Annotated in this window: 10 protein-coding genes; 4 read left to right on the top strand and 6 right to left on the bottom strand. The window is 48.9% G+C overall.

Annotated elements, in window-relative coordinates:
• The 5 genes from Q0340_RS03615 to Q0340_RS03595 form a co-directional block, all read right to left on the bottom strand.
• Positions 1-379 (bottom strand): alpha/beta hydrolase (locus tag Q0340_RS03615; RefSeq protein WP_298082199.1); only part of this gene is annotated, 379 nt, incomplete at its 3' end.
• 512 nt (positions 380-891) lie between these two features.
• The gene (locus Q0340_RS03610) at positions 892-1,428 is read right to left on the bottom strand and encodes a phosphatidylglycerophosphatase A (protein ID WP_298082198.1); all 537 of its coding nucleotides are present in this window, start codon (positions 1,426-1,428) and stop codon (positions 892-894) included.
• A 737-nt stretch (positions 1,429-2,165) separates the two neighbouring features.
• Positions 2,166-4,097, bottom strand: a complete 1,932-nt coding sequence (locus Q0340_RS03605) for a hypothetical protein (RefSeq protein ID WP_298082197.1) — start codon at positions 4,095-4,097, stop codon at positions 2,166-2,168.
• Complete coding sequence (locus Q0340_RS03600) at positions 4,075-4,938, bottom strand: response regulator (protein ID WP_298082196.1); 864 nt, start codon at positions 4,936-4,938, stop codon at positions 4,075-4,077. The genes Q0340_RS03605 and Q0340_RS03600 overlap by 23 nt, the downstream gene beginning before the upstream one ends.
• Positions 4,935-6,140 carry a bifunctional 2-C-methyl-D-erythritol 4-phosphate cytidylyltransferase/2-C-methyl-D-erythritol 2,4-cyclodiphosphate synthase gene (locus Q0340_RS03595; protein ID WP_298082195.1) on the bottom strand — a complete coding sequence of 402 codons (1,206 nt, stop codon included), beginning with the start codon at positions 6,138-6,140 and terminating at the stop codon, positions 4,935-4,937. Before Q0340_RS03595 ends, Q0340_RS03600 begins: the two co-directional genes overlap by 4 nt.
• A 217-nt stretch (positions 6,141-6,357) precedes the next feature.
• On the opposite strand from Q0340_RS03595, the gene thiC reads away from it, so the two are divergent.
• Together thiC and Q0340_RS03585 are read left to right on the top strand one after the other, a co-directional pair.
• Complete coding sequence (thiC, locus tag Q0340_RS03590) at positions 6,358-7,665, top strand: phosphomethylpyrimidine synthase ThiC (RefSeq protein WP_298082194.1); 1,308 nt, start codon at positions 6,358-6,360, stop codon at positions 7,663-7,665.
• The gene (locus Q0340_RS03585; RefSeq protein ID WP_297880747.1) at positions 7,662-8,756 is read left to right on the top strand and encodes an Mrp/NBP35 family ATP-binding protein; all 1,095 of its coding nucleotides are present in this window, start codon (positions 7,662-7,664) and stop codon (positions 8,754-8,756) included. The genes thiC and Q0340_RS03585 overlap by 4 nt, the downstream gene beginning before the upstream one ends.
• 174 nt (positions 8,757-8,930) lie before the next feature.
• Here the strand turns inward: Q0340_RS03585 and Q0340_RS03580 are convergent, their stop codons facing one another.
• Positions 8,931-9,185, bottom strand: coding sequence for a hypothetical protein (locus Q0340_RS03580; protein ID WP_298082193.1), 255 nt, complete (start codon positions 9,183-9,185; stop codon positions 8,931-8,933).
• Between the two features lie 522 nt (positions 9,186-9,707).
• Between Q0340_RS03580 and Q0340_RS03575 the strand changes: the two genes are divergently transcribed.
• Together Q0340_RS03575 and Q0340_RS03570 are read left to right on the top strand one after the other, a co-directional pair.
• A complete protein-coding gene (locus Q0340_RS03575; RefSeq protein ID WP_298082192.1) occupies positions 9,708-10,733 on the top strand; it encodes a hypothetical protein in 1,026 nt (341 codons plus the stop codon).
• Positions 10,734-10,760: 27 nt separating this feature from the next.
• Positions 10,761-11,789: a hypothetical protein gene (locus Q0340_RS03570; RefSeq protein WP_298082191.1), complete on the top strand. Its 1,029-nt coding sequence runs from the start codon at positions 10,761-10,763 to the stop codon at positions 11,787-11,789.
• The last annotated feature ends 138 nt before the right edge of the window (positions 11,790-11,927 follow it).

Below are 11,927 nucleotides of genomic sequence, written 5' to 3'. Positions count from 1 at the left end.
ATTTCATATCAAGTATCGGCGAGACGAAGAGGCAGTCGCTAAGCTTTTCGTCGCGGAAGCTTTGCAGGCCGAGCCATGCCCCTAGGCTAACGGCAAACAGCGCGACCTCGTCCCAGCGCTTCTTTGCATACGATAAAATTTCGCGAAATTCCAAAATAGCGCGTCGCGGATCGTAAGAAGCGGGCTCGTGCCGCCTCTGTCCGTGTCCGGGCAAGTCAAAGCTAATAACCTGCCGGCCTTGCTTGCAAACGACGGAAGCCAAAAGCTCCGCATCCTCCTTGCTTCCGCATTGCCCGTGAGCGTAGATATAAACCCTTTCCGAGCGACTCCCCCAAACGGCGGCGGGAATGCCGCGTATCTCAATTGCGCTCTTTTGCATTTTGCTCCGTCCCTCCGAAATTTCTTGCGCCGCTATCGGTATTTTACGGCAACGTCGCAAATGAAGCGGTGAATATTGCCGAAAATTTGATGCACTATGCTACGGGTTGCCCGCAACTAGCGATAAATTTTAAAATTTTACGCGCGAGCTGCGCCTGCCGCTTTGTTTTAAAATTTAGCCGCACGAAATTTCAGGCGGCATGATTTTGGTTCTTGCAGCGCAATTAAATTTTTATGTCGTAGAATTCTGCAGGTTGCGAAATTTAAAATTTAAGGCCACGCAAATTTTATCGCGACTCGTGCAAAATTTTAAAATTTTACGTTTGCTTTATTTGCAGGCTATGCGAGCCGCGAATAAATACTTCTTAAATTTCAGATTCCAAGCGGGCTCACGCCTCAGAAGGTAAATTTGCGCTAATTTCATAAGCCGCGCTCAAGATGCGGTTTTTAAAATTTCGGTGCTTGATAGCGCCCGCAATCGCGCTGTGTTTGCCATGAGCACATCCAAAAAGCTTAAAAAATCAATCCTGCGGCGCCGAGCTTGAGCCCTAAAGAGATAACTATCAAAACCCCAAGCCCCGCGAAAAAGCCCGCCAGCACGTCATCCAGCATCACGCCGAGCCCGCCCGGCACATCGCGATCCACGCGCCCGATGATCGAGGGTTTGCGGATGTCGAAAGCCCTGAAAAACAGCAGCGCCAAAATCATCGCAACGATCGAGATCCTGCTGCTCTCAAAGCCCGCGATCAGCTCCCGCAGCGGCAGCGAAAAGATCTCGCCCACGGGCGCTGCAACGCACATCGCGATCCACACCCCCACGACCTCGTCGATGACGATCTCGCTGTTATCGTGCGCGCCTACCCGCCTTTCGTAATCGCTTACGATCTTAAGCGAGACGAAAAAGACGAGAGCGGCGCACAAAAACAGCGTCACTTCGCCCGCTAGCATCAAAATCGCAAGACCTACTATCCAGCCTGCGATGCTGCCCCAGGTGCCCGGTGCGGGCTTTAGTAGCCCCGCGCCGAAAAATGTAACGAAAATTTTATCCATAATTGTCCTTTTGAATTTTGCTTTTTAAAATTTTACCGCTTATTTTAATTAGAGCATCTGCTCGCGCGAAAATTTTAAATTCGCTTACGCGCAGAATTTTAAATTTCATTCGTGCATATAGAATTTAAATTTTGCCCGCCTACACGAAATCAGTTCTACTCGCTCGCCACGAATTTTGCTCACTAACGTAGGAATTTTAAAATTCTACTCATTTGCGTAAAAATTTTAAAATTTTGCTCGCTTGCGCGGAGATTTCAAATCCGTCCGCCAACGCACGGCATTTTGCGCGAGCGAGCAGTCGTTGCGCCTCGCCCAAATTTATGCACTGCGACTTACTGCGAGCATCTGGCTAAATTTAAACTTGCTCGTCGAAAGCTTAAATTTTAGATCCGCTACACTGCTAATTTACGCATATGCCGCGCCTTAAAATTTTAAATCCGCTTCGCCGCATGATTTTATTGCGTCGTTATAAATTTGCTACGAAGCCAAGACTTTAAAATTTAAAGCTCGTTTTACCGCACCGCTTGTTTTAAAAATTTAGCTTCGTCGCGCCACAAAATTTTATGCCAAATCTGCGTCCGCCGCTCTTTATGCTATAAAATTCCGTGCAGTTCATTCTTCCGCACTATGGAATTTTACTTTACGTCTAGCCGCCGTAAATTCTAACGTAGCGAAATTTTACCCTCTGCCTAGCTTCTGCAAATTCCACGTCATTTTTTGCGTTGCGCCCTCGAGAGCTACGTCTTTAGCGCGCTGGTTTGATACAGCTGCATAAGCTGCTCGTAAAACTCGCTTTCACCGTGGCTCTGTAAGATCCCGCTGTTTGGAAAAAGCTCGTCGTAGAGCTTTTGCAGATCCGAAAAACGTGCGGGAAAAAGCTCGCTTAAAATCATCGCCGAGATCTCTTTACGCATAAAAATCGCGGGCGGCAAGATCCCCGCGCGCAGCAGTGCCTTGAGGTTTTGCGTGCGGTAATGCACGTGATGATGAGCGCCGTGAGGGCAGTTTTTGGTGCTTACGAGAACCTTGCACTTCTCGCAATAGACGTATTCCGGCATCAGCAAAATCTCGATTTCGCCGCGTTTTTGATACTCGTCCAGCACCGAATGCACGCCGCCACCTTCGAAAAATAGCTCCATATTCGCGTGATTTTGCCCAAAAATTATTTTGTTTATACCTAAATTTTTTGCGATCGCGCATTGCAGGGCGGGCTTGTCGTCAAAAATCGCAAGCGAGCCCAGATCGATCATCATGGCGCGTTGCGCAACCAAAAAATTTTGCAGCAAATAGCTTAGCGTTTTTTTGCGTAGTTCGTAGGGCAGGGCATCCGTGCTATTCGTGCCGGTTAAAAAAATCACCACGAAATCCGCCTTGTCGATCATATGCCTAATCAGCCGCTCATGCACGCGGTGGATCGGATCGGCGCATGTAAAAAACGCTGAAATTTTAGGCGCGGCAAGCGAGCTTGCGACTTTTTTTATGCGCGCGATTTGCTCTGCAAGACCATTTTTTAGCAGCGTGATGCGCCCCTGCACTGCAGTTTGCTCTGCGTATGCGTTTTGAAATATCGAGCCTGCGATCTCGCTTGCGCTTGGAGCATAAACGTCGCTAACGTCTATGCGCGCGACAAGCTCGCAAGAAGCGGGATTTTTGATGAAATTTTCGGTGGAATTTGAGATAAAATTTCCCGCTGAATTTGCTACGGATTTTGCATCTGCGCTGCAAACGCGATTGATCGCAGAATTTTCGGTAAAGCTCCGCGCGGAATTTACCGCAGAATTTGCACCGGAGCTTTTCGCCAAATCCAAAGTGGCGTTTTTCGCAGATTTTGCATCTGCGCTGCAAGTAAAAATTTGATCATAGCTCGCAGCAAGGCTTTCTATATGGTTTAAGCCCTCGCTTGTGGCGTTTATAGTGCTTTGCGCACTTGCAGTGCGCGCGAAATCCGTGCCGCTTTTCGCAAAACTCTGCTCGTTTTGCGCCACGGCAGAAACCCCATCCTGCAAGTTGAGCGATCCTTTAGCTAGCAAATACGCGCCGTTCTCGCTGCTAAGCAAATTTTCGGTGCGTTCAGCTATGCCGTCCTTACTAAGATAAAGCTCCAAAATATCGCCCTTTTTTGCGTCCGCGCAGGAAAAAACGAAATTTATACCGCAGATGCTAAGCTTGCTTGGGCGCAGTAGCTCGCAGCTCTTGCCGAAAGCCCCGTTTGCGAGCAGGCTCAGGACGTTTAGGTCGGAGCGCGAGATCTCTATCTTGCGGATTTGCGTTGCGCTATTATTTGCGCCTTTGCTCTCGCTTCCGGCTTGCTCTGCTTTTAAATTCCATGCCGCTCCCTTAGCTCGCGCTTCATCTTTTCTGGCATTACTCGCCCTTGACGCTTCTAAATTCCGCACCGTTTTTAAATCGCGCTTTGCTTTTGAATTTTGTCTTGCTTTTGAATTTTGTCTTGCTTTTGAGTTCTGCGATGCTTTTAAATTTTGCTTCGCCTTTAAATTTAGCGCCGCATCGCTCGAAGCTCTTGCGACGTTTAGAGTTTTTGTGCCGCTTAAAATTCCTTCACTTTCAAGCGGTTTTATTTCGTTTAAATTGCCGGTATCGCGTGAAATTTCTGTCCCGTCTGCGATCCATGCCGAGCGCGCGCGGCTATTTTTTTCTTGCGATGCCATATTTTTTCCTTTTCTCCCAAAGCGATTTTCGAGAAATCCCAAGTGCCGCCGCCAGATCGGAGTCGAAATACTCGTCTTGGTGCGCTACGATCGTGAGCTTTACGTATTCTTCGATGCTTAAAATTTCACTGCGTTCTTTGCTGCTGCTAAGCGTAATTTCGTCGTTAAAACCCTTTTGCGCGCCGATGGATCCGGCAATTAGGCGCATGGATTTGGTTTTGCTTAGAAATTTTTCCTTCTGCGCGCCGCTTAGGCTATCAAAATCTGGTGCGTAAAAAATCTCCGCGCCGCGTTCTAGCAGCTCAGGGCCTTGTGCGGATAAAATTTTAAGGCGCGATTTTAGCGCAAGCGCGATCTTAAATACCGCCGCAGCTCGCGCTGCCGCATCGCCGCGCAAAAGAAGCGGGAATTTTATCTGCGCTAAACGCGCGGGCGGTATTTCGCACGAAAGAGAGATCTCTTTAAGCAGCGCTTCGTAGGCTTCGTTTTGCGATTTTAGCGAGCGAAACTGCGCGTAATGCTCGATCTTTTTGATGAGTTCCTCTATCATAAAGGGCTTTTGGATATAATCCGTTGCGCCCGCTTTTACGGGGTTTAGCACCGTTTCGCTATCGACGTAAGCGACCATTAAAATTATGATCGAGCGCCTAAATTTCTCGATCAGCGGATAAAAGCTCGCGCCGCTCCAGCTTGTAGAAAGTAACACCGCCTCAAACTCCTCCGTAAGGCCCGCCGTGGCCGCTAAGCTTGCCGCGTTAGTGCATTCATGCCCAAGCGCGCCAAGCTTGTTTGCGATACTTTGAGCAAGATAGCTTTCGCTCTCGATTATTAAAATTTTCATACGTCCTGCGCCTTTGCTGCGTGCTTTTGCCAGTCGTAAAATTTTAAGCTTACCGCAGCCTGCGCGGCGATACCCTCACTTCTGCCCGTAAATCCCAGCCCTTCGGTCGTGGTTGCTTTGACATTTACGCGGGCGCAGTTTAAAATTTCGCTCAGAACCTCTTGCATCTGCGCTTTGTAAGCGCCGATCTTCGGACGCTGCGCGATGATCGTAATATCGGCATTTACGAGCTCATAGCCGTAGCCTCTGACGCGCCGCATTACCTTTCGTAACAACTCCTTGCTGTCCGCGCCTTTAAGCTTAGCGTCGCCGTCGGGGAACAGCTCGCCGATATCGCCCAGCATCGCCGCGCCGCAAATAGCGTCGATTAGGGCGTGGATCGCTACGTCGCCGTCGCTGTGTGCGATCAGCGCGAACTCGCACGGGATCTGCACGCCGCCGAGCACGATGCTCGCGCCTTTTTCAAGCGCATGCACGTCGTAACCCGTGCCGCAAAAAATATCGCGCGAGCATGGTTTTAAATTTAGCGCCGCCAGATCGCTTGCGCGCGTGATCTTAAGCGCGCCCGCTTCGCCTTTTATAAATTCCAACCGCCCGCCCGCGCTGCCGATCGCCGCGCTGTCGTCGGTAAAAATTTCGCTTCCCTCAAGCGCCTTTTTAAGCAGCGCCGTGCGCGAAAGCTGGGGCGTCTGGATAAGGCGTAGCTCCTCTCGCTCCACAATGCGCTCGCCGAGGTAGGTCGTGTCGTTTACGCCAAGATATGGGCTGATACAGTCCGCGCCGCCTAAATTTCGTACCAGCGAGGAGATCAGCTCGGGCGAAATTTGCGCGCGAGCTACGTCGCTTACGAGCACGAGTTCGCTCTCTACGAGCTGCAGCGCACTTTTTAGCGAGCTTTGGCGATTTGCACCGCCTGGGGCGAAGTAAAATTTTAAATTTGCAGAGCCGCGTTCATCTGCGCCGCGCTCCGCGCTTTCGCCGCGCGCCGAGGCTAAACTGCACGCATAGAGGCGCTTGCAATAGCTCATGTCCTCCTCGTTTACGGCGATTATGATTTTTTTAAATGGGTGCGCCCGCGCGATATTTTGCGCGACGTATTGCCAAAGCGGCAGCTCGCCCACGCGCAACCACTGCTTTTTGACGGGGAGCTCAAACCTGCTCGAATCGCCCGCGGCGAGCAAAATCAGCGATATATCTTTCAAATTTTATCCTTGAAATTTTGTTACGAAATTATACGTATTAAAAATGAAAGCAAAATTAATCGCGGCTTGCGCGCTAAAATATCTTAATCTTAGGCGTAAATTTACGCGGCGCGGCGGCGAAATTTCAGCCTGCGTTACGAAAATAAACGGCAAAAGAAAAGTAAGGATTAATGAAATTTGTTATATTATACGCGCATTTTTAAGAAGCGAGGCGAAAATGACTGAAAGCTGCGTATCGCAGATCTATTTTGCAAAAAAGGGTGAGCTGACGCCGCAGATGAGAGAGGTCGCGCAAAGCGAGCGCATGGACGTGCGGGCCTTGTGCGATCTCATCGCGCAAGGAAGAGCGATCATCCCCGCAAACGTTAATCACAAAAGCCTAAAACCCGTCGGTATCGGGCGCGCGCTGCGGTGCAAGATCAATGCAAACATCGGCTCCTCGGGCACGACGAGCGATATTAAGGGCGAGCTGGAAAAGCTCGAGGTCTGCTTAAAGTGCGGCGCCGATACGGTGATGGATCTAAGCACGGGCGGCGATTTGGACGAGATCCGCGCCGCGATAATCGAGCGCTCGCCCGTACCCATAGGCACGGTGCCGATCTATCAGATGATCCATGAGCTGGGCGATATTAAAAATTTAAAAACGAGCGCTATTCTTAGTACGATCGAGAAGCAGGCGCGGCAGGGAGTGGATTATTTCACGATCCACGCGGGCTTTAAGCTCGAGTTTATGCCGCTGCTGTCCCGTCGCAAAATGGGTATCGTAAGCAGGGGCGGCTCGCTGATAGCGTCGTGGATGATGAAATTTCATAAACAAAACCCCTTCTACGAAGCGTTTGATGAAATTTGCGATATCTGCGCCGCCTACGACGTATCGCTATCTCTGGGCGACGGCTTGCGCCCGGGTTGCTTATACGATGCGACCGATAGGGCGCAGCTTAGCGAGCTTGAAATTTTAGGCGAGCTGGCCCTGCGCGCGAATGAAAAAAACGTGCAGGTGATGATCGAGGGTCCGGGGCACATCCCGTTTAACGAGATCGAGCTTAATATGCAGCTAGAGCGCAAGCTCTGCCGCGACGCGCCGTTTTACGTGCTGGGGCCGCTTCCGACCGACATCGGCGCGGGCTACGATCATATCAGCTCGGCTATCGGCGGGACGATGGCTGCGTATTGCGGCGCAAGCATGCTCTGCTACGTAACGCCGAAGGAGCATCTGGGGCTTCCCAATGCAAAAGACGTCAGAGAGGGCATCATCGCGCACAAAATCGCCGCTCATGCCGCGGACGTCGCGCTAGGCAAAGCGGGCGCGATAGAGCGCGATCACGCGATGAGCGATGCGAGGTATAATTTTGATTGGAACAGGCAGTTTGAGCTTAGCTTCGATCCTGCGCATGCGCGCGAACTGCACGACGAGAGCCTGGGCGATGAAATTTACAAGGGCGCGGAGTTTTGCTCGATGTGCGGGCCGAAATTTTGCGCATATAAAATCAGTAGAAATTTAACCGAAAATAAGGAGAAAGAATGAGTAAAGACGAAGTCTTAAATTTGCTTAAAAGCGTGATCTATCCGGGCTTTTCTAAAAGCATCGTGGATTTTGGATTTGTAAAAGAGGTCGAGATCGGCGATAGAATTTTCGTAGGGATCGAAATCCCCAGCGCCAAGCCGGAGATCGCAGCAGAGCTTAGATCGGCGGTGCAAAAGGCGCTCGGCGCGGACGTGGAAATTTTAATCAAACAGCCCAAGATCGCCGAGGAAAAGAGCAACTCTCGCAGCGGCAAAAATATCGCGCCGCAGATCAAGCATTTCGTGATGATCAGCAGCGGCAAGGGCGGCGTAGGCAAGAGCACGACGACGCTAAATTTAGCCATCAGCACGGCAAAGCTCGGCAAGAGAGTGGGGATTTTGGATGCCGATATATACGGGCCGAATTTGCCGCGAATGCTAGGAGAGGATAAGACGCAAGCAAGCGTCGTGGGGCAGAAACTAAAGCCGATCTTAAGCCACGGCGTGGAGATGATGAGCATGGGCGTGCTGATGGAGGAGGGCGCGAGCCTCATCTGGCGCGGCTCGATGATAATGAAGGCGATCGAGCAACTGCTAAAAGACGTGGCGTGGAGCGATCTGGACGTGCTGTTTTTGGATATGCCTCCGGGTACGGGCGACGCGCAGCTTACCTTAGCGCAGAGCGTGCCGGTGACGGCGGGCGTGTGCGTCACGACGCCGCAGACGGTCGCGCTGGACGACAGCGCGCGCGGGCTTGATATGTTCGAAAAGCTCCATATCCCGATCGCAGGCCTTATCGAGAATATGAGCGGCTTCATCTGCCCCGATAACGGCAAGGAGTACGATATCTTCGGTCGCGGCGGCGCGCAAAAGCTGGCGCAGCGATACAACACCGAAGTAATCGGCGAGATCCCGATCGAGATCGCTATCCGCGAGGGCGGCGACAGCGGCAAGCCGGTAAGCTTCTACGCGCCAGATTCTTTAAGCGCAAAGCGCTACGAAGATGCCGCGCGCAAGCTGTGGGAAAAGATCGAGAAGATCGATCGCGAGGAGCTGGCGGACAACTCCGCGATCCAGCCGGTGATGGACGGCAAGAGCGCCTGCTCGAATTAGGGCATTGACGGGCGCGGCGTCGAATTTCTCTTGAATTTTGCAGATTGAAATTCAACGCGGAATTTCATAGTTTGAAATTTCACGCCTAATTTCGCTGCAAATTTTATAATGCTCGCAAAATTTCGGTATGCAAATCCGTCATAGAATTTTGCCCGTAAATTTAGTGGGTAAAATTTAACGCGGGTTTTGTGGCTTGGAATTTCGAGCCGAATTTTGTAGCTCGAAATTCTGCGTTAAAATTTCGCTGCGATTTTGTCGCGAAATTTTATGGCGCCAGTAAAATTTTTGTGTATAGAATTTCGTGTAGAGTTCCGTAGCGCGAGTTTTTATACTAAATTTTAGAGCTTTAAATTTCACTTTGATTTTGAGCAAATTTATAGCGCTCACAAAATTTGGGCAGATGAAATTTCGAGCTACAATTTTACCCAAGCTTCGTTGTTTGAGGGTTCAGATAAAATTCTAAGCGCAGAATTTAACGGCGCAAATTAAATTCCAAACGCGCAATTCAGCGAGGTAAAATTTGCCGTAGAATTCTGCCTTGGAGTTTTAAATGTAAAATTTTAAGCATAAAGCTTTGCCGTAGAATTTCAAAATGCAAAATTTATCGCTAAAACTTTGTTTTAAAATTTTAAGATGGGGCTTTAGCGATGAATTTCTGGCTTGAAATTTTATCGCGTCTAGCTTTTAGTGATAGCCGTAGCATTGCGCTAGTTTAAATTTTATTTCGCCGGGCCTTATGGCGGTGGAGTTTATCTGCGAAAGCCTCTGTAGAGTTTATTTGGGATGGAATTTTATCTGTAGTGATTGCGGAAGTGAATTTCTCGCGCAGCTGAAATTTAAGCAGCTGGAATTTCATTCGTATAGGCTGTGGAGCCAAGGCGGCAAAATCCCTAAGCCTAGGGCTTTTAGGTTTAGGGATTTTACTTTTATACGAAATAAGAAAGGTCGGTAATGAGGTTTTTGATTATTTTGGTGCTTGCATTTGCGGCGTTCGCGCAAGAGAGCAATATGCAAAAATGGGCGAAAGAGATTACCGCGGACGCGCAGATCCCGCAGGATAAGTTTTTGGCGTTTTATCTGAATAAAGATGAGCCTAAGAAAGTGGTTTTCTCTGAAAACGTCGATCGCATCAGCGTCAATTACGAAGGAAATTCCTTTCATGAAATCCCGTCTCCAAATCTTATGGCGTATTGGGTCGGCGAGTTTAATTTTGACGCCGATATCGAAAAAATGGTGCTAGGAGATTACGGCTGGTCTACGCTGGTAATCGCCGTGGACGGCACGGACGTGCTAGGTGGGACATCTAGCAATCAAAAGCGCCCGCTTACGTATAAATTTAGCAAGGGCAAGCACAAGATCGAAGCGTGGTTTTTAAATGACGCGCATTCTAGCGAGCTTTTCGTAGATTTTAAGGATGTCGAGCCCTTTTATCGTCAAAAAGACGCCGTAGCCAAGATCCCTGCGGATAAGGACTACGATCTCTGGCTGGGCGCGATCTACGAAAGCGCGCAGATGAATAATCGCGTCAAGCTAAATTTAGCCAAATCCGATAAGCCCATCGTGCTACTGCTTAGCTCATATCGCGCCGTGGAGTGGGAGATCTCAAATCCGCAAAAGAATGAAATTCTAGCCGTGTTAATTTACAACCCCATAAGTAGCGTCCGTGGTGTAAGCGGTGCGCTTTACGTCGAGGACTACAGATACACAGAGGCTGCGGATGGGCTTAAATGCGAGTGCATATCGGGCAATGTCTTTCACTGCGACGGAAGCGAGATTTATGATATGAACGGGCGCGTAAACGGAATATTTGGCAAAGGACTTGGGGCATTTGCCGGCAAGCACGCCGTAAATTCCTTAGATCTGCCGGGGCTTGTTATTACTCCGAAAATTTTAGACGACAGTAAAGCTCGCCTACTCTCGGTAGAAGCCGACCGCAAGAAATGCGAAAGCACGCCGATGGATGATGTGTTTAGATAGGATGAAATTTAAGATTTGGAGGAAAAAATGAAAATTTTAAGAGTATTTTTACTGGCTTTTTGCGTATTTCTTGCTTGTGCAAACGCTAACGACACACAAAAATGGGCGAGCGAGATCACAGCGGGCAAGCAGATTCCGGCGGATAAGTTTTTGGCTTTTTACTTAAATAAAGACGATCCGAAAACCGTCGTTTTCTCGGAAACGGTCGAAAATATAAATTTAAATTTCGCTTACGACAAGTTCCACAAAATACCTTCCGAAAAATTTATCGCCTATTGGGTCGGGAATTTCGACTATAAGCAGGATGTGCAACAGATGATTTTGGCGGATTTTAGTTGGGCGAATTTACGTATTGCGATAGACGGCGAGCAGATATACGACTCCGAAAATGCTAGAAACAAAGCCGTCGTACATAAATTTAGTAAAGGGCGCCACAAGATCGAGGTTTGGTTCGCCAACAATTGGCATACCACTAGCCTTTTGGTGGATTTTAAGGATGAGCCAAATTTTTATAAACAAAGCGAGGTAGCTGCTAAGCTAAAAGGTCAGAATTTCGATATATGGCTAGCTGCCATTTACGAAAGTGATGCGAATGATAATAAAGTAGTCGTCGCGCTAGAAAAATCGAAAAAGCCGCTTGTAGTGATGCTAAGTTCATATCGTGCCGTACGCTGGGAGGTGTCAAATCCGCATAATAATAAAATTCTAGCCGTACTCGTTTTTAATCCGATAAGCAGCATAAATTTGAAAGAAAACGTTTATTTGGTGAATCGTGTATACGATGATAATACCAAAATAAGATGCGATTGTGTTGGCGGCGGATCGGACTTTCACTGCGATGGCGGAGATATAAGTAGCAAAAACGAGCTCATTAAAAAAGATTTTGGACAAAATTTAAGCGGTTTTAGCGGCTCTCACGACGCGATTATGATAAATTTGCCGAGTACTTTGGTGGATGAAAGCGTGTTTGCCAAGGACGCCGAGCTCAAAAAACAAATCGAAATCGATCGTGAAAAGTGCCTAAAAGGCGGTAAAATAAACGATATTTTTAATTAATTTTAGGAGTAAGAATGTCTAAAGAATTTAAAACGATAGAGGAGTTGAATGAGCTTATACAGGGCGTGCGAGCAGCCAAAGGCTACCGCGATCCGATGATGTGGGCGGTCGGGCGCGCATTCAAGGGGCGCGCAGAGG

This window comes from uncultured Campylobacter sp. (genome assembly GCF_938045595.1).
Classification (GTDB): Bacteria; Campylobacterota; Campylobacteria; order Campylobacterales; family Campylobacteraceae; genus Campylobacter_B.
This window is presented reverse-complemented; position numbering and strand designations above follow the sequence as displayed.

Excerpts from the sequence above, each read along its gene's own strand:
- Q0340_RS03610 (WP_298082198.1), bottom strand. The coding sequence starts at position 1,428 with ATGGATAAAATTTTCGTTACATTTTTCGGCGCGGGGCTACTAAAGCCC.
- Q0340_RS03605 (WP_298082197.1), bottom strand. The coding sequence starts at position 4,097 with ATGGCATCGCAAGAAAAAAATAGCCGCGCGCGCTCGGCATGGATCGCA.
- Q0340_RS03600 (WP_298082196.1), bottom strand. The coding sequence starts at position 4,938 with ATGAAAATTTTAATAATCGAGAGCGAAAGCTATCTTGCTCAAAGTATC.
- thiC (WP_298082194.1), top strand. The coding sequence starts at position 6,358 with ATGACTGAAAGCTGCGTATCGCAGATCTATTTTGCAAAAAAGGGTGAG.
- Q0340_RS03585 (WP_297880747.1), top strand. The coding sequence starts at position 7,662 with ATGAGTAAAGACGAAGTCTTAAATTTGCTTAAAAGCGTGATCTATCCG.
- Q0340_RS03575 (WP_298082192.1), top strand. The coding sequence starts at position 9,708 with ATGAGGTTTTTGATTATTTTGGTGCTTGCATTTGCGGCGTTCGCGCAA.
- Q0340_RS03570 (WP_298082191.1), top strand. The coding sequence starts at position 10,761 with ATGAAAATTTTAAGAGTATTTTTACTGGCTTTTTGCGTATTTCTTGCT.